The sequence below is a fragment of the Nocardia brasiliensis genome (assembly GCF_011801125.1).
GTDB lineage: Bacteria > Actinomycetota > Actinomycetes > Mycobacteriales > Mycobacteriaceae > Nocardia > Nocardia brasiliensis_C.
On the sequence record NZ_CP046171.1, the window covers coordinates 3,593,293 to 3,610,168 of the forward strand.

The following is a 16,876-nucleotide window of genomic DNA, read 5'->3' on the forward strand; positions in this document are numbered from 1 at the left end:
CTCGAGAGGCTGGCAGCTATGACCACCGAAAACCCCATGTCGGCAACACGATCCGATCAGATCATCGCCGCGGTCGACGGCTCGGCGAGCTCGTATCAGGCGGCCGCGTGGGCGGCCGTGGAAGCCACCCTGCATCACCGTGCGCTGCATCTGGTGACCTCGATGGCGATCCAGGGCGGTTACGGGCCGGGGTTGTCGCTGGGGGAGTCCGATCTGGAGTGGCTGCGTCGCGACGGCGAACGGATCCTGAACGAGGCCAAGCGCATCGCCCGCACCGCCGCGCCGGGCGAAGAGCCGTCGATCACCACGGAGGTGTCGTTCCAACTGGTGATACCGATGCTGATCGAACGATCCGCGCACGCGTCGATGCTGGTGGTCGGTAGTCGCGGGATGGGCGCGTTCCAGCGCGGACTGCTCGGCTCGGTGAGCACGGCAACCACCCACCACGCGCGCTGCCCGGTCGCGGTGATCCACGGGACCGCGGCCATCGACGCGGTCTCGGCGACCCTGCCCGTACTCGTCGGGGTGGACGGCACCGCCAACAGTGTGCCCGCGCTGGAGCTCGCCTTCGAGGAGGCGTCCCGGCGCAAGGTCGCACTCACCGCATTGCACACCTGGAGCGACGTCAGCGGACTGGATCTGCCGGTCACCGGCTGGGACGCGGCGCGGGAGACGGCCGAGGCCGTGCTCGCCGAAAGTCTCGCCGGCTACGCCGACCGCTACCCCGATGTCGCTGTGCGCCGAATAGTCAAGGCCGACCGGCCCGTTCGCGCGCTGCTCGACGAATCCGCCAACGCCCAACTGGTCGTGGTCGGCAGCCACGGCCGCGGCGGCTTCGCCAGCATGCTGCTCGGCTCGACCAGCAACGCGCTGCTGCACTCGGTCGAGGCACCGATGATCGTCGTGCGCCAACGCTGACGCACCGGCGTGAGTCCGGCGCCTTGCGTCAATTGCGCCCGGAGGAGGCCGTCGACCGTCGCGCCGCGCCGAGAGCGTCCGGCGTGTGCGGAAGGTGCGCCGGCACGACTTCATGACGACTTGTCGCTCATGGTATTTCCTCCATCCAGGGTGATAACGCGGCGCAGGCAGCGCGCTCGTCAGGGATGCATGGTTGCCGTATCGGCCTTCGGCAGGCCGAGTGATTGGGCGATCATCGTCGACCAGGTGCGGATCGCGTGCCAGTCGCGCAGGTCGCCGTATCTGCCGCCGCCCATGAGGCGGTAGAGCAGCCGGGCGCGCAGCGAGACCCCCGCCCGTTCATAGTGTCCGGAGAAGGGGCGATAGTCCCACGGGCTGACCGTTTCACACAGGGCGGCAATCTTTTTCGGCACGGTGGCGCCGAGGCGTCGGCCGATCGGTCCGCGCAATGCCGGACCGAGTCCGACGCTGAACATCCACACATCGGATTTTCGTAGCTCGTCGCGGTGGCTGCGCACGAACGACGCCGCCGCAGGCAGTAGGGCCATGTTGTGCACGGCGCTGCCCAGGATCACGCCGTCGAAGCGGGACAGCTCCGGTGCGTGTTCGACATCTCTGAGCTCCACCTCGGCGCCGCGGTCGGTCAGGTCCGCGGCGATGAACTCCGCGATATCGCGGGTCGAGCCTTGGGCGGTCGCGTAGATGACCGCGATTCGGGTGGGTTCACTGTCCATGCCTTCAGCCTGGCGCAGCGCGGCATATGCAGGTCAGAGCCGTGATGCCCGTCCTACGAGGACCAACGACCCCAATCCGGCGCCCGCACGGTCGAGCTGGCCGCCCGGCCGGACTTGTGCGAACGAGCCTAGTGGCTTTCGTCCTTCCTGCGGTGTCCGACGGCAGGTACCGCCGACGACACGATGCCCTAGCGGCGGTCGGCGCTGGTGAGTGGAATCGATGGTGTCCGATGCTATTTCAGCAAGGAGGAAAATCATGAGTCTGCTTCCCGCCCATCGCGAATCATTACTACCCGATCTGAACGATCTGTGGAATTCGTTCGCGCCCACCGGGATGGCGCCGATGTTCGGCTCGCACCTGTTGCGGGTCGAGGACGCGGTCGAAGACGGGCACTATGTGGTGCGCGCGGAGATGCCGGGTATCGATCCGGCCAAGGACGTCGACGTGTCGATCCGGGGCAGGCAGTTGACGATCAAGGCCGAGCGCACCGAAAGGCATGAGGAGAAGGGGCGTTCGGAGTTCAGCTACGGATCGTTCTACCGCTCCGTGACGCTGCCGCACAACGCCGAGGAGGAGGGTATCGAGGCGAGCTACGCCAAAGGCATTCTCACCGTTCGCGTTCCGCTCGGCGAGCCGAAAGAACTCGCGAAGAAGGTCGAGGTCAAGAACGCCGAGTAAGGCAGAACAGCGCGCTGTCCATCGTCGCGCCGGTGGACAGCGGCGCGCCCTGCGGCGCGCGTGATCACGTCCCGCCCGGTGGCTGCACCGGCAGCGGTGCGGACCAGCGCAGGATCGTTCCGTGCTCGGGGGCCCGTTCGATGTCGAAGTGGCCGCCGGCCTTTTCGGCGCGGGCCGCGAGGTTGGCCAGTCCGCTCATCCGGGAAAGGTGTTCGGGGAGCCCGGTGCCGTCGTCGCCGATCTCGATGGTGACGTCGTCACGGACCGCGAGATTGATCGAGACGGTGGTCGCCGCCGCGTGCCGCACCACATTGCTGACCGCTTCGCGCAGCACCGCCTCGACATCGTCGGACAGCGGCGGCGCCAGCACCGACACGGGGCCTGCCAGCCGGATCGTCGTGCGCAACCCGGTGTCCTCGGTCATCTCGGCGATGATCGAATGCAATTTCTTGCGCAGGGTGGGTGCGTCCGCGGTGGTGCTGCTGTGCAGGTCGAAGATCGAGTGCCGGATCTCCTGCACGATGGACTGGATGTCCTGAATCGTCTCGGTGAGCCGGGTCTTCACCTCTGGCGTGCGGGCCCGCTGTGCCGTGCTCTGCAGGGACAGGCCGACGGCGAAGAGCCGCTGGATGACGTGGTCGTGCAGATCGCGGGCGATGCGGTCGCGGTCGGAGAGCACGTCGAGCTCGCGCATGCGGCGCTGGGTGGCGGCCAATTGCAGCGCCAGCGCGGCCTGATCGGAGAAGGCGGTGATCATCGCCTGCCCTGCCGCGTCGAGCGGTTGTGCTTCTGCCGGCCGGAGCGTGACCAGCACCCCGATGACGGTGTTCTCGGCGCGCAGGGGCAGCACCAGCGCGGGGCCGAACTCGACGGCGAATTCCAGCTTCGGCCGATGCATCAGCTGGTCGGTGACGACCACCTCGCCCGAGCGGAAAGCGATGCCGGAATGTGACTCGGACACCGGAATGCGCTGTCCGTGGAGTTTGTCCGCGCCGTTGCCCGCGGCGGCGGCGATGACGAGCTCGCCGACCTCGTTGTGCGGAATGTCGGGGTCGTCGGGGAGCGCGAGGTACGCGGTCGCCGATTGAGTGAGCTCGAGGGCGCGATCGGCAACCAGCTCCAGCACTGCGGCCGGATCGCCGCCGCCGAGCAGCTGCGTGGCGACATCCTGGGTCGCCTCGAGCCACTGCTGGCGGACACGGGACTGTTCGTAGAGGCGGGCATTCGCGATCGCGGTGCCCGCGGCCGCGGCGAGGGCTTGGACGATGACCTCGTCGTCCTCGGTGAATTCTTGGCCGCCTGCTTTCTCGGTGAGGTAGAGGTTGCCGAATACCTCGTCGCGCACCTTGACCGGCACGCCGAGGAAGGTGTGCATCGGTGGATGGTGCTCGGGGAAGCCGACCGAGGCGGGGTGGGTCGAAAGATCCGTCAGTCGAATGGGTTTGGGTTCTTTGATGAGTACGCCGAGGACGCCGTGGCCGCGGGGTAGGTCGCCGATGAGGACGCGGGTGCGGTCGTCGATGCCTTCGTAGACGAATTCGGCGAGTTGGAGGCTGTCTCTTTCGGTTTCGCGGACGCCGAGTGCGCCGTAGCCGGCGTCGACGAGTTCGATGGCGGTGTGGACGATGGTGCGTAGGGTGTTGTCGAGGTCGAGGCCTGCGGTGACGACGAGCATGGCTTCGATGAGTCGGTCCATTTGGTCGCGCACGCCCACGATCTGGGCGATGCGATCCTGGACCTCCGCGAGCAGTTCGCGAAGACGCAGTTGGGACAGCGTCTCGATGACGGGACTCTGCCCAGGCAGGCCCGCCGCGGGTGACTCGCGTTCCATCTGGGCCATCTTTCCACGCGACGCTGCCGGATGCGACGCTCTGACCAGTCGGTCCGTTCTCCGCTAGGGGGTAGCGACGCGATGTCTCGGCCCCGGTGCGGACTGCTCCGCGGCGACTACTGGCGTGGTGGCGCTTTGCCAGACGCGGTAGGCACTGTCGATCGTGTCGGCGAGCGGCAACTCGGTGTCGAGGGCTATTGCCTCTGGCCACGGCGCGGCCGTCACCGACATCGCCGCGGCGATGTGAGGTGTCGCCTCGGAGTCACCGGCCGCGCGTCGGCTGATCCTTCGACTCGCCACCGCCGGGGAACACACGCAGCGCAAGGGGATCAGGTCGGCGTGGGTGGCGGCCGCGAGTGCGGCGGCACGGTGCCGTTCGCTCTCGTCGATCCAGCTGGCGTCGAGAATCACCGACATCCCAGCCGTGAGCAGGCGGTGGGCCCGGGTCAGCAGCTCGGCATAGACCCGCGCCTTGTTGACCGCCGAATACGCTCCCGCACCGAAGGTTCCGCTGTCGCCGTGGATCGATCCGGCGGTGCGCAAATGCCCGCGTACCTCGTCGCTGGCGCAGAGCGCCGCGCCGGTGGCCGCCGAAAGTGCGTTGGCCACAGTGGATTTTCCGGTGCCGGGCAGCCCGCCGACCAGTGCCAGCCGGACGGCGCCGGTGTCGAGATGGTGTTCGGCGAGGCGCAGATGGCGGTGTACCCGATCGCGAGCCGCGGTGTCGCCCTGACCGAAGCGGATGGCGTCGACCTTCGCGCGGACCAGCGCGCGGTAGGCGATGTAGTGATCGCGCAGCGACCGCGGTGCCGGGTCGGCGGTGACGAGTAGATAGTCGTCGAGGAGTTGCTCGGCGAGGCCAGGATGGCCCCGGAACTCCAGATCCATTGCCAGGAAAGCGATGTCGTCGAGGCAGTCGACAAAGCGCAGCCGATCGTCGAAGTCCAGGCAGTCGAGCACCCGGAAGCCGTCGGGCAGGTCGAAGATGTCCTCCGCGAGCAGGTCGCCGTGGCCGTCGACGATGCGGCCGTCGGTGATCCTGTTCCGCAGCAACGGCTCTCGACCATCGATGTATCGCATCGCCAACCACCTGATCCGTGCGACGAGGTGCGGGTCGGCCACTTCCGCGGGTTGTTCGGCGAGGCTGTCCACGAGGACCTGCCATCGCTGCCTCAGCGCGTCCGGCTCGCCTTGCGCGTCGATCTCTGGACCGCGGCGGGCGCAGTGCTGGAACAGTGCCAGTACCTGGACCAGCGCCGCCAGCCTCGTCCGCGAGAGCGCGGGATCGTCGAGGGTGTTGGACAGCCTGCGCTGTTCCGGCATTCGCCGCATGAGCACCACCGGCTCGTCCGGTCCGCCGGCGGGATCGGTGAGGTGTGCGACGCCGAGATACACATCCGGCGCTAGCCTGCTGTTCAATTCGACCTCGCGCGCGCACGCGAGTTCGCGCAGCCGCGGTGTGCTGAAGTCGAGAAAGTCGGTGCGTAGTGGCTTTTTCACCTTGTATGCCCGGTCGCCGAACAGCACGACCAACCCGGTGTGCGTCTCCCGCAGTTCCGCGTGTGGTCCGTCTACGGGCATCGGCACAGCCTTTCGGAGTTCGTGTGGTCAGGATCGCGCACCGGCATGGCGCCGTGCCATGGCCGAAGGTCATGGATGTCGGGGGCCTTCGGATCGTTTGCCGAAGTCCCACGAGTTCAGGACGTCCTGCTCTTCTCCGACGGGTCGAGTGGCTGGGAGCGTGGACACTCTGGGACGAAAGGATGGGGACGGCGATGTATTACGGGTGGCCCGATGAACGCGCCCTGCACGCGGCGCTGGTGCTCGCGACGCGGGCACCCTCGGTCCACAACTCGCAACCGTGGCGATTCCGGATCGGTGCGCGCCGCATCGACCTGTACCTCGACCCGCTGCGGGCACAACCACCGACCGGTTCGATACCGCGGGACGCGTTGTCGAGTTGTGGTGCGGCACTGCATCATCTGCGGGTCGCGTTGGCCGCCGCGGGATGGTCGACGGTGGTGCGCAGGCTACCGAACCCGGAAGATCCGAATCACCTCGCCTCGCTGGCGGTGGTGCGGCATCGGCCGACCATGCTGGAGCTGGCGCTAGGCAACGCGATTCCCCGCAGGCAGACCGATCGCCGCGACTTCGGCCCCGCGCCGATCCCACCCGGCAGCGTCGGCTTGGTCCAGGAACGCGCGATGGCGAACGGCGCGAATGTCCGTCAGGCCGTGGGGCCGACGCGTGCCGAGTTGGTCGAGGTGCTGGACGCGGCGGCGCAGTGTCACCGAGGTGGGGCGCGGTGTCACCGGTATGGCGAGCCCGCCGTGTTCGGTAGCGCGTCCGATCATGCGGAACTACTGGTGCTCAGCACCGGCGGGGACGAACGGCTGGCGCAGTTGCGTGCCGGCGAAGCACTCAGTGCCGTGCTGCTGACCGCGACGAACGTCGGGTTGGCCTCGTGCGCGCTGACCGATCCACTGCGAGCCCCCGACCTACGGCAGCGTGTCCGCACCCGAGTGCTGAGCGGTCGCGGATACCCGCAGGCCGTCATCCGGATCGGTTGGGCGCCAACCGATGCCACCACGCCGCCGGCTACACCGCGCCGTCAGATGTCCGACGTGCTCGAAACATTCGAAGCGGCATCCTGAAATTCCAGCACCTCCGACAGCGGCCTGCGCGGCGACATGGTGATCGCGGTGTCCTCGACGGCCGTGCCGACCCGGACGACGACCTGTGCGACGCCCGGCAGCGGAAGGCGCTCGGTCAGTAGTGATCTGGTGCTCGCGGGTTCGGTGACCTGAGTCAGCTCGCAGGTGGCGAGGCCGCGTGCCGTGCATTCCAGCAGGATGTTGGACAGCGCCTCGCCGGTGTGCAGCCATTGGCCGCGCGAGTCGCCCGCGGTGCCGAGCACCAGCAGCCGAGACCGGTCCTCGAGCGCCGCTTTCCGGGTGGTGTAGATGGCATCGGCCACCCGTGGCCGGGTGTCGTCGGTGATCTCGGTGACCGACACCTGGTGCGGTCGTGCCAGCTCGCGCGCGGTGGCGAGGACATCGGGCCAGTCCTCGGGCGGCAGCATGGGCAATCGGTCGGAATGTCGCCGGGTGATGGCGCGGACGCGGGCGGCGGTCCGGTTCAACGGGCCGCACCACAGTCGAAACTCCACTGCGGCAAGTAATTCCGGGAATCCCGGTCGCGGAATCCGGGTGATGTGGGCGAACCAGTCCATCGACACGAAAGCCTGTCGCGCGTGGTCGAGCGCGGCGCCGCAGCCGATGGTGGCCTGCCGGTGCTGCGGGTCGATGGCGGGGAGCTGTCGTTCGGTATCGCGGTAGAGCAGCAGTGTCGATCCGTCGAAGACCCAGTGCCATGGCTGGGTGTTGCGCACCGACGGTGCCCGGCAGGCGAGGGCCAGCGCCGCGCGGACAATAGACGGACTGGGGGCGGCGGCGCGGTCAGGTGCCGTCATGATCACGAATGCTCTCGGTGAACGACAGGACGTCGGTGACCGGGCGGCGATGCGACATCGGCGGTGCCTCGTCGAGGTCCGGGGTGGTGCCGACGCGGATGACGACCTGGGGTGTCGCGGCGTGCTCGAGCAGACTCGCGATGGTCTTGCGGGCGGTCGGCAGCTCGGTGATGTGGGTCAGCGCGCAGCTCGCCAGGCCCGCGACCGTGGCCTCCAGCAGCACGGCCGAGAGCGCCTCGCCGCAGTGCAGCCACGCGGGCACGGAATCGCCTGCCGAGCTGAGCACCATCAGCTGCGCCTGATCCTCGACGTCCGCGCGCCGCGACGAATGCGGCGCGGCGGGAAACGCGCGGCCCGCCGGCACCCGGGCGGACTCCGCGTCCGAGATGAGCGTGTCGCGCGACACCCCCTCCGGTGCGGGCGAATGCCCCGTCCACCAATGCAATTCGGTCTGATACTCCATGTCGTAGCGGCGCAGTGCGGCCGCCTCCTTTGAGACGGCGGCCAACCGCGCACCGGCACCGGCGTCGAGAGCGTCGAGCTGAATGTCGTGCGGATTGGCCAGCATTCGCGCCGAGTGCACGAGCGCGGCCCAGTTCTGTGGTGGCAGCATGGGCAGGCGGTCGGTGCGGCGCCGATCGATGGCGTGGGCGCGGGCGTACACACCGGCGGGCGGATCCGGCCACGGACGGAACTCGACGGTCGCCAGATGATCGAGCCGCTCCGGGTCCGGCAGCCGCACGGTGTCGGTGTGCCAGCCGCGCGCGGCCAATGCGGTGCGCAGATGGTGCAGCACCGCGCCGCAGCTGATGACCAGCTGCCTGCCATACGGATCGGCGGCGGTCAGCAACCGTTCGTTGTCGCGGTAGAGATCCAGGCGGGCGCCGTCGAAGACCCAGTGCCACGGTTGGGTGTTGTGCACCGAAGGCGCCCGCCCGGCCAACCGCACGGCCGCGGTGATCGTCGACCGATCCGGTACGGATGGTGGGGGAACTGCGTCACGTGCGGTCATATACCGAGTGTCCGTCGCGGGGATGACGGTAACTACGGGACTTGCGCCCGACCTGGAGGGCACAAAGTCACCCGATCATCGCCGCCCCGCGGCACGCGTTCGCTGCCCCCAGCGGACATTCGGTGCTCGGCGGTTTCGGCGGCGACATGCGGCACGGCACGGACCGGGGCCGAAAGTAGGGCCGTTAGGGTCCTTTGGCCCTACGGCACGGTTTCGATCCGGCGAATCATCGCTGACACGCGATCGCTCCGTCGGGGGAGTGCACCATCCGGGTCAGCGCTCGATCGCGCTATCTTCATCGGAATCAAGGCACGTCATGACCACAACACCGCGGCAGTGCGCCGTCGTCGCCCTTCTGATCGCCGGAATCTCCCTCGGCGCTCCAGCTTGCGGGAGCACGTCCGCGCGCACCCCCACCGTGCACCCGTCCTCGACCAGCGCCAAGCCGACGACCCCCTCGGCCACGCCGACCCTGGCACCCACACCGACCGCGACCCCATCTCCGACCGCGACCCTGAGTCCGACTACGGCGACGACCACGTCGACCTTCGCTCCCGCCCCCATACCGCGCCCTGCCGCACCCCCCTCCACGACGGTCGCGGCTCCCCAACGCTTCGTACCGCCCCCGCCACCCGCCCCCGCCCCGCAGCCCACCGTCACACCCCCGCCCGCCCCGAGCACCTACTACTCCAGCTGCGCGGCCGCCAGAGCCGCGGGCGCGGCGCCCCTGCATCGCGGCGAACCCGGCTACCGCTCGGGCCTTGACCGCGACGGCGACGGCGTCGCCTGCGAATAGACCCACGCAACGAATGCCGGGTCGGTACAGGCCAAGTCGTATCCGAGGCCGAGCGGCTACGCCACGCGGCGGCGCCGCGGGCGGTTCAGCCGGTGGCGCCAACCGGTCAGCCCGCGGTGGCGCCGCCGTCCAGGACGAATTCCGATCCGGTGGAAAAGGTGGCCTCGGTGATGAGGAAGCGCACCATCGCCGCGACCTCGTCCGGCTCGCCGAAGCGGGCCAAAGGCTGTGTGGCCGCCAGCGATTCGTCGAGACCCGCGGTCATCGGGGTGTGGATGGGGCCGGGATGCACCGAGCACACGCGGATGTTGTCGGGTCCGAGTTCGATGGCGGCGGCCTTGGTCAGGCCGCGCAGGCCCCACTTGCTGGCGACGTAGCCGCCGATGCCCGCGTAGCCGACCAGTCCGGCCGTCGAGGAGATGTTGACGATCACACCGCCGCCCGCGGCGCGCAGGTGCGGCACCGACATGTGCATGCCGAGCCAGGAACCGTACAGGTTGACCTCGACGACATGCCGGAACATCGCCGGTGATTCGTCCTCGATGCTGCCGAAGTCGAGGATGCCCGCGTTGTTGACCAGGATCGCGAGCGGCCCGAAGGCGGCGGCGGTCTGTTCGATCACGTGGTGCCACATCGACTTGTCGGTGACATCGAGGCGCTGGAACATGGCGTTCGGCCCGAGCGAATGGGCGAGTTCGGTACCTTCGCGCTCGAGCAGGTCGGCGGCGACGACCGCGATACCTTCCTTCGCCAATGCGCCGACGATGGCGGCGCCGATACCGCGCGCACCTCCGGTCACGATGGCGCTTCGTCCGGCGAAACCGTGCATGGTGACAACCTCCTCGATGTTCAATCGGCGTTCTCTGTCAGGAGCAGTCGGTGGGCCTCCTGTGCGGCGACTTCGATTCGGGCGCTGTCCGGCTCGATGTCGGGGCGGTATTCCAGCCCGCGCGTCAGCACCGCGACCGCCTCGGTCAGCGTCTGCAGGCGTTCGGACAGGTCGGTGAGCCGATCCTCCACTGTCTGTTCGTCTTTCGGTCCCGGCGAGGTGCCGAGCAGGATGCGGTGCAGCGGGGCGGGCAATCGCGAGAAGAGGTGGTCGAGCAGCCCGGGTGAGCACAGATCGCGGAACGCGTCGGTGACGATCCACATCAGTCCGATGGCTTCGTCGTCGGTGACCCCTGCGGCACAAGCGAAGTCGGCGAGCATGTCGTGCACGTCCCGGGATCGTGGCGTGCGGTCGGGCACCCAGCCCTCGAAATACACCCCGCGCAACAACTCCGGTAGCTGTGCGCTCAGATGCGCGACGGCATGCACTTCGAGCCGGTCACGCACGGTATGCAACCAGGCCCGGGTGGCTCGGTAGGCGAAGAGGCGATCGTCGGTGGCCATGCCGTCCGCGACATGGCGCAGCCAGACATTGGCCGAGTGGACGGCGGCGCCGAACGGATCTCTTTTGTGCGACATGATGATTTCCTCGGTCATTCGTGAGGGATGTCCACCGCAGGGCGGGTGATGATGACCGGGCAGCCTGCGCCGTGCAGGACCGCCTGGCTGACCGACCCGAGTGTCAGGCCGGGGAAGCCGCCGTGCCCGCGGCTGCCGATCACGATCAGTTGCGCCGAATCCGCTGTCTCGAGTAGGCATTTGGCCGGGCGTGCCGCCTTGACGAGCCGGGACACCGGGACATCGGGGTACTTCTCCTGATAGCCGGCGATCGTCTCGGCGAGCAGGCGCTCGGCTTCGGCGCGCATATCCGTGCGCCGGAGGTACCGGTCGAACTCCGACCAGGTGAGCACGGCGAGCAGGGGAGCGCCGCGGCGCGAAGCTTCGTCGAACGCGACGTCGAGTGCGTGCGCACCACCGGCCGAGCCGTCGACGCCGACCACCACGGGACCGTCGGTCCGTTCGCCGCCTGCCGACTCGGGCACCACCGCGACCGGGCACTTCGCGTGCCTGGCCAGGGTCGTGCTCACTGAGCCGAGTAAACCTCGGCGGATGGCGCCGTAGCCGTGCGTGCCGACGACCAGCAGGCGCGCGTGCGCGGACCGGTCGCGCAGCACCGGAATCGTGGGCGCTTCGACGACGAAGGTCTCGATCCGCGGATTCGCGATTCCGGCCGCCGCACCGGCGGTCTCGCGGGCCTTGGCGGTGATAGCGGCGCCTGCCGTCCGGTACGCGTCGTAATCGATCTGGGTGAACGCGATGCCCGGCCCGAAGTCCATCGGCGCGTCGATCGCGTAGACGATGTGCAGTGGTGCGCCGTGGCGAGCCGCGGCGCGGGCTGCCCAGCGCACCGCGTCGGTCGCGGCGGGGGAGCCGTCGGTGCCGACCAGGATCGGCGGGTTGAGGGTGTCGGACATGGTATTTCAGCCTTTCGAGGCGAGCGGAGCAGCTGCGACCTAGCGGTGGGCGAGGCGGTCGTGTTCGGTGTGCGCGAGGCGTTCGGCCCAGGCGCGGGCGCGGGCGGGTTCACCGGCGACGAGCGGTCCGGTCATGCCGTCGACCAGGAAGTCGACGGGTTCGTCGGCGAGCTCGTAGCCGATGCGGCGCAACCGTTTTGCCGCGGCGTGTGCCGCGGACCCCGGCAGCCACGGCGGCTTCGCCACCTTCGTGCCGAATGCCGCGGCGCGGCGGCCCTCGGACACGCCAAGTGCCGCGTCGAGCCACTCGCGGATCCCGACATCCACCGCAACGGGCTTGTCGGTGTGTGTCGCGGCATCGAGCCGGGTCCGGCGCCTGCTCAGGCCGAAGGCGTGGGTCGGCCCGCCCACCACGAGCAGATCCACTGTCGGTGCGGGCACGTTCGCGGCGGCGGACACCGGCAGCACCTCCACGGAGCCGAATGCGCCAAGTCCCTCGGCGATGGCTTCGGCGATGGCGGCGGTGTTGCCGAACATGGATTCGTAGACGACACGTGATCGCATCGCGTTCTCCTCAGGAAGGTTTCGGTTCGCCGTGGCGCCCGTGGCCGGTCCGCAGCTCGAGTACGCCGAGGGCGAGGACGATCAGTCCGAAGAGCACGCAGATCGGTTGGAGCACACTGAATTCGCGAATCACCGCGAGTTGCACCGCGATCCAGCCGACCAGGACCAGGCCGGCCGCCATCGCGACGACCGGTGTCCGCTCGTCGTTCCGTGCCGCGAGCACACCGGTCACGGTCATCGGGACGCCGACGACCACGGCCAGCAGCACGCCCGCGAACACCGGACTGTGCAACGGCAACCGTTGCTCCAGGCCCGCACCGAGACCGATCACCCCGGTGATCAGTCCGAGCGCTCCGGCGAAGGCCCAGATCGCGACGACACCGGAGGTCAGGCACACCGCGGTCTGCGCCGCGCCGGCTCTGCGCACGTAAGTAGTGAGTACCATCGGCGTTGCTCGCGATCCTATGTCGTTCGGGCGATGATGATCGGGATGTGGACGGCGTGCAGCACGGCTTGGCTGACCGAGCCGAGGGTCATGCCGGCGAACCCGCCGCGGCCGTGGCTGCCGAGGACGATCAGTTGCGCGCGGGTCGATTCGGCCAGCAGGCGATGTGCGGGGCGTTCCTCGACGACGACCCGGCGGACCCGCACATCCGGATACCGTTCGGCGAATCCGGCGAGGGACTCGGCGAGCAGTTGCTCGTCCTCCTGCTGCATTTCGGCGCGCGAGTTGTAGCGGAAGAATTCGGACCAGGTATGCACCGCGACGAGTTCGACGCCGAGCTCGGCGGCCTCCTGGAAGGCGATCTCGATCGCGCGCATGCTGCTCGCCGAGCCGTCGACGCCCACAACCACCGGCTGCTCGCTCCGGCCCGGTGTGTAGGACTCGGGGATGACGGCGACGGGGCAGTGCGCGTGCCTGGCGATCGAGGTGCTCACCGACCCGAGCAGCCCGCGCCCGAGGGCACCCATGCCGTTGGTGCCGACGACCACCATCCCGGCCTGCGTGGAACGGGCGATCAGGGCGGGGATCGGTGGACCGTCCACGACTCGCGCGGAGATCTCCGTCGTCCGGTCACCCGCCAGCACCTCGGCCGCGAGTTTTGCTGCCTCGGTCAGGATTTGGCTGCCTTCGCGACGATATCGCTCGGCGTCGCAGGGCAGGTACTCGACGGTGGGCGGGTAATCGACCGGCACGCCGGTGCAGTTGATCAGCTCCAGCGGAGCACGTCGCCGGGCCGCCGCGGCGGCGGCCCACTGGACCGCCGCCATCGATGGTGCGGAGCCGTCGACCCCGACCATGATCGGTGTGTGCTGCTCGATGGACATGGTGACTTCCTCGGTGTCTCGCGAAATGTATTGTTGAACAGTCCTATTCGGCGTGCACGACCATGACCGGGCAGGCGGCGTGCTGTACCAGCCAGTTGCTGGTCGAGCCGAGCAGCAGCCCGCGGAACCCGCCGCGTCCGCGGCTGCCGACCACGATCAGCTGGGCGGACTCGGACCACTCGCCGAGATGCTTGCGCGGTCCGAACGGATACACCTTTCGCGTGACGGTGACGTCGGGATACTTCTCCTGCCACCCACTGAGGCGTTCGGCGAGCAGCGCCTGTTCGGCGGCATCGAGTTCGGCGATCGCAATGTCGAGGTAGGAGGTGCCGGCGAACTCGCCGGCGGACAGGTCACTCCAGGCGTGCACCGCGACGAGCTCGGCGTCGCGCAGCGACGCCTCGGCGAAGGCCGCGGCGATCGCCGCCTCCCCGACAACGCTGCCGTCGACGCCGACGACGACCGGACCGGTCCGGCGTGCCGTCGGCTCGCTGCCGCGCACCACGACGACCGACCCCTTCGCGTGCGCGGTCACCGCGAGCAGCGTCGAGCCGAGATGGGCCACCGTGCCGACACCGGGCGTCGCGCCCAGCACGACCATATGCGCCGTCTGCGAAAGGGCGATCAGGAGCTTGGCGGGATTCGCATCGGAGAGTTCGGTCTCGACGGCGAGATCGGGGTGCGTCGAGAGCGCGAGTCGGCCGGCGGCGGTGAGCACCTGCGCACCGCGGGCCCGCATTCGCTCGGTGACGGCCGGTGCCATGGCGGCGTAGGCGCCGAGGACCGATCCCACCGCGGTCAAGTCGATGCCGTGCTCGATCCGCAGTTTCCGCCCCCGCTGTGCGGCGGTGTCGGCCGCCCAGCGGACTGCCGTCTCCGCCGCGTGGGAGCCGTCGGTGCCGACGACCACCGCCGCCGCGACCGACTCGTGCGGAATGTCGTTGTGAACAGTCATCGCGCCTCGCCTAACGCTTCCGGGTGGACTGATAGGTCGACACGATGACCATCACCGCGAAGACAATGGCGATGACGACGGCTGCCGTTGGCCAGTCCATGGGGGCTCCTCGATGGTTCGAATCACGTTCCTTTCACTGTCGCCGCGCGCCCGACCGACCTGTAGAGCACTCCGGCTCCGAATAGAGGTCCTTCGGTCACTCCCCGCGCTGCCGCAGCCCTGCGGCTCTCCTGCGCTGGCTGCTGAACTCCAGGTCAGCGGCGGTGGGGTGGCGGGATGGTGATTCGTGCCCCGGGTGGTGGGGCGGTGATCCGATACCCTGGGCGCTGCACTGGAGATTGTCGGATGTGAGGAAAGTTCTATGGGAAGCGTTGTTCTCGACGTAGTCGCGTTGCTCGCGAATCGTGCGGCGATGTTCTGGAACTGGATGGCCACCGGTTCGTCCGGGTTTCCGCCGCTCTGATCGCGCGGCAGTCGCGAACGCCCTGGTCGGTGGACCGGGGCGTTTGTGTTTTCCGGGGTTTGCGCGGGCGCGCCGCGGGGTTGGGGGATTCGGCTGTCCGTGGTCGCCGTCGCCCGTATCTTGATCATCGTGAACACCGCCGCAGCCGCGCGCCGTACGCCGGGATGGTTCGTAGTTTGGATGGGGTTGTTGACCGCCGTGATCGTGCTGTGCTGCCTGGCCCTGTTCTGGCAGTTGGCCGCCGTCCCCGAGGACACCGGCTGGAAGCTGTCCCGCGGCATCCTGCAGGAGCAGGCCGTCGACTGCGCCAATCCCGGTCAGCGCACCCGTCTCGGCGTCTACACGATCACCTTCGTCACCCGCCGCGACGGCGGCTGCCTGTTCTATACCCAAGGGGGCGAATCGAATTCGAAGCGCGGCTTCGCCTACTTCCCGGACGGCGCGCCGCCGCATCTCGGCGCGCCGCAATCCCCGGGTATCGGTTACGAACCGTTCGCAGGTCGCTGGTACCGGTTTACCGAAGAGTCCTGAGCCGCAACGCGATCGAGTCGTGCCGTTCGGTACGCACTACCGGCTGACGGGTTCGCCGCCAGCCATGCGGGCGTGCGGGACTCGTCGGTGAAGGCGGCCCGCTGGTACGGACTCTCGGCGCTGCCTCGGTGCGCCCGGCGGGTCACCACACGACGACCGAGCGCAGGACATCACCGCGGTGCATGGCGTCGAAGGACTTCTCGACCTCCTCCAGTGAGATCCGTTCGGTGACAAAACGTTCCAACGGCAGTCGGCCCTGCCGGTGCAGGTCGACGAGCAGCGGGAAGTCCCGCTCGGGCAGGCAGTCGCCGTACCACGAGGACTTCAACGCGCCGCCCCGGGAGAACAGGTCGATCAGCGGGAGATCCAGGGTCATGTCCGGGGTCGGGACGCCAACGAGCACCACGGTGCCCGCGAGATCACGGCCGTAGAACGCCTGCTTCCAGGTCTCGGGTCGCCCGACCGCATCGATCACGACGTCGGCGCCGAAGCCGTCGGTGATCTCCCGGATCCGCTCGACCACGTCCTCGGTGCCGGCGTCGATGCGGTGGGTCGCGCCGAATTCCTTTGCCCAGTCCAGCTTTCGGGTGTCGCGGTCGATCGCGATGATGGACCTGGCGCCGGCCAGGTGCGCACCCGCGATGGCCGCGTCACCGACACCGCCGCAGCCGATCACCGCGACGGTGTCCCCGCGCGAGACATTGCCGGTGTTCATCGCCGCGCCGATGCCCGCCATGACACCGCAGCCGAGCAGTCCGGCGACGGCGGGGTCGGTGCCGGGATCGACCTTCGTGCACTGGCGTTCGTGCACGAGTGTCTTGTCCGCGAACGCGCCGATGCCGAGGGCGGGGGAGAGCTCGGCGCCGTCGGCGAGGGTCATCTTCCGGCTCGCGTTGCCGCTGGCGAAGCAGTACCACGGGCGACCGCGGCGACAGGCCCGGCATTCACCGCAGACGGCACGCCAGTTCAGCACGACGAAATCGCCCGGCGCCACATGGGTTACCGCGTCGCCGACGGTTTCCACCAGGCCCGCCGCCTCGTGCCCGAGCAGGAAGGGGAACTCGTCGTTGATGCCGCCCTCGCGGTAGTGCAGATCGGTGTGGCAGACCCCGCACGCTTGCACGCGCACCACGACATCGTGCTCGCCGGGATCGGGAAGCACCACGTCCGCGAGTTCGACGGGGGCTGCTTTGCTGCGTGCGATGACGCCGCGCACGGTTTCGGGCACG

19 protein-coding genes are annotated in these 16,876 nt (G+C 68.9%); 5 read left to right on the forward strand and 14 right to left on the reverse strand.

What is annotated here, in order from left to right; genetic code table 11:
• Positions 1-18 precede the first annotated feature (18 nt).
• Positions 19-918 (forward strand): universal stress protein, encoded by a 900-nt coding sequence (locus F5X71_RS16350; protein WP_167462739.1) that lies wholly within the window; start codon positions 19-21, stop codon positions 916-918.
• Positions 919-1,097: 179 nt separating this feature from the next.
• Here F5X71_RS16350 and F5X71_RS16355 read toward each other — a convergent pair whose 3' ends face one another.
• Positions 1,098-1,652 carry a flavodoxin domain-containing protein gene (locus tag F5X71_RS16355; protein ID WP_167462740.1) on the reverse strand — a complete coding sequence of 185 codons (555 nt, stop codon included), beginning with the start codon at positions 1,650-1,652 and terminating at the stop codon, positions 1,098-1,100.
• A gap of 256 nt (positions 1,653-1,908) precedes the next feature.
• Here F5X71_RS16355 and F5X71_RS16360 point away from each other — a divergent pair, with 256 nt between their 5' ends.
• Positions 1,909-2,331 (forward strand): Hsp20/alpha crystallin family protein, encoded by a 423-nt coding sequence (locus F5X71_RS16360; protein ID WP_167462741.1) that lies wholly within the window; start codon positions 1,909-1,911, stop codon positions 2,329-2,331.
• Between the two features lie 64 nt (positions 2,332-2,395).
• On the opposite strand, the gene F5X71_RS16365 is transcribed toward F5X71_RS16360, so the two are convergent.
• Positions 2,396-4,162: a sensor histidine kinase gene (locus F5X71_RS16365; protein ID WP_167462742.1), complete on the reverse strand. Its 1,767-nt coding sequence runs from the start codon at positions 4,160-4,162 to the stop codon at positions 2,396-2,398.
• A gap of 63 nt (positions 4,163-4,225) precedes the next feature.
• Positions 4,226-5,743 carry an AAA family ATPase gene (locus F5X71_RS16370; protein WP_167462743.1) on the reverse strand — a complete coding sequence of 506 codons (1,518 nt, stop codon included), beginning with the start codon at positions 5,741-5,743 and terminating at the stop codon, positions 4,226-4,228.
• A 182-nt stretch (positions 5,744-5,925) separates the two neighbouring features.
• Between F5X71_RS16370 and F5X71_RS16375 the strand changes: the two genes are divergently transcribed.
• Complete coding sequence (locus F5X71_RS16375) at positions 5,926-6,816, forward strand: NAD(P)H nitroreductase (protein WP_238815929.1); 891 nt, start codon at positions 5,926-5,928, stop codon at positions 6,814-6,816.
• Here F5X71_RS16375 and F5X71_RS16380 read toward each other — a convergent pair.
• From F5X71_RS16380 to F5X71_RS36970, 3 genes are all read right to left on the reverse strand, one after another.
• Entirely contained in the window at positions 6,774-7,634 is an 861-nt protein-coding gene (locus tag F5X71_RS16380; protein ID WP_167462744.1) for a nitroreductase family protein, read from the reverse strand. The genes F5X71_RS16375 and F5X71_RS16380 overlap by 43 nt on opposite strands.
• A complete protein-coding gene (locus F5X71_RS16385; RefSeq protein ID WP_167462745.1) occupies positions 7,621-8,646 on the reverse strand; it encodes an Acg family FMN-binding oxidoreductase in 1,026 nt (341 codons plus the stop codon). Before F5X71_RS16385 ends, F5X71_RS16380 begins: the two co-directional genes overlap by 14 nt.
• Before the next feature lie 273 nt (positions 8,647-8,919).
• Positions 8,920-9,210: a hypothetical protein gene (locus tag F5X71_RS36970; RefSeq protein WP_238816099.1), complete on the reverse strand. Its 291-nt coding sequence runs from the start codon at positions 9,208-9,210 to the stop codon at positions 8,920-8,922.
• Here F5X71_RS36970 and F5X71_RS37460 point away from each other — a divergent pair.
• A complete protein-coding gene (locus tag F5X71_RS37460; RefSeq protein WP_275106803.1) occupies positions 9,209-9,442 on the forward strand; it encodes an excalibur calcium-binding domain-containing protein in 234 nt (77 codons plus the stop codon). The genes F5X71_RS36970 and F5X71_RS37460 overlap by 2 nt on opposite strands.
• A gap of 106 nt (positions 9,443-9,548) precedes the next feature.
• Here F5X71_RS37460 and F5X71_RS16395 read toward each other — a convergent pair whose 3' ends face one another.
• Genes F5X71_RS16395 through F5X71_RS16425 form a run of 7 tightly spaced genes read right to left on the reverse strand, consistent with a single transcriptional unit; the run spans position 9,549 to position 14,653 of the window.
• On the reverse strand, positions 9,549-10,271 hold the full coding sequence (locus F5X71_RS16395) for an SDR family oxidoreductase (protein WP_167466511.1): 723 nt from the start codon (positions 10,269-10,271) through the stop codon (positions 9,549-9,551).
• A gap of 20 nt (positions 10,272-10,291) precedes the next feature.
• A complete protein-coding gene (locus tag F5X71_RS16400; RefSeq protein ID WP_167462747.1) occupies positions 10,292-10,909 on the reverse strand; it encodes a DUF2267 domain-containing protein in 618 nt (205 codons plus the stop codon).
• Positions 10,910-10,923: 14 nt separating this feature from the next.
• Positions 10,924-11,805: a universal stress protein gene (locus F5X71_RS16405; RefSeq protein ID WP_167462748.1), complete on the reverse strand. Its 882-nt coding sequence runs from the start codon at positions 11,803-11,805 to the stop codon at positions 10,924-10,926.
• A 39-nt stretch (positions 11,806-11,844) separates the two neighbouring features.
• Entirely contained in the window at positions 11,845-12,369 is a 525-nt protein-coding gene (locus F5X71_RS16410; protein WP_167462749.1) for a flavodoxin domain-containing protein, read from the reverse strand.
• Positions 12,370-12,379: 10 nt separating this feature from the next.
• Positions 12,380-12,814 carry a hypothetical protein gene (locus F5X71_RS16415; RefSeq protein WP_167462750.1) on the reverse strand — a complete coding sequence of 145 codons (435 nt, stop codon included), beginning with the start codon at positions 12,812-12,814 and terminating at the stop codon, positions 12,380-12,382.
• 17 nt (positions 12,815-12,831) lie between these two features.
• Entirely contained in the window at positions 12,832-13,698 is an 867-nt protein-coding gene (locus F5X71_RS16420; RefSeq protein WP_167462751.1) for a universal stress protein, read from the reverse strand.
• Between the two features lie 43 nt (positions 13,699-13,741).
• Entirely contained in the window at positions 13,742-14,653 is a 912-nt protein-coding gene (locus F5X71_RS16425) for a universal stress protein (protein WP_167462752.1), read from the reverse strand.
• 562 nt (positions 14,654-15,215) lie between these two features.
• On the opposite strand from F5X71_RS16425, the gene F5X71_RS16430 reads away from it, so the two are divergent.
• Positions 15,216-15,647, forward strand: a complete 432-nt coding sequence (locus tag F5X71_RS16430; protein WP_167462753.1) for a hypothetical protein — start codon at positions 15,216-15,218, stop codon at positions 15,645-15,647.
• Positions 15,648-15,789: 142 nt separating this feature from the next.
• On the opposite strand, the gene F5X71_RS16435 is transcribed toward F5X71_RS16430, so the two are convergent.
• Positions 15,790-16,875 carry an S-(hydroxymethyl)mycothiol dehydrogenase gene (locus F5X71_RS16435; RefSeq protein WP_167462754.1) on the reverse strand — a complete coding sequence of 362 codons (1,086 nt, stop codon included), beginning with the start codon at positions 16,873-16,875 and terminating at the stop codon, positions 15,790-15,792.
• Position 16,876 lies beyond the last annotated feature (1 nt).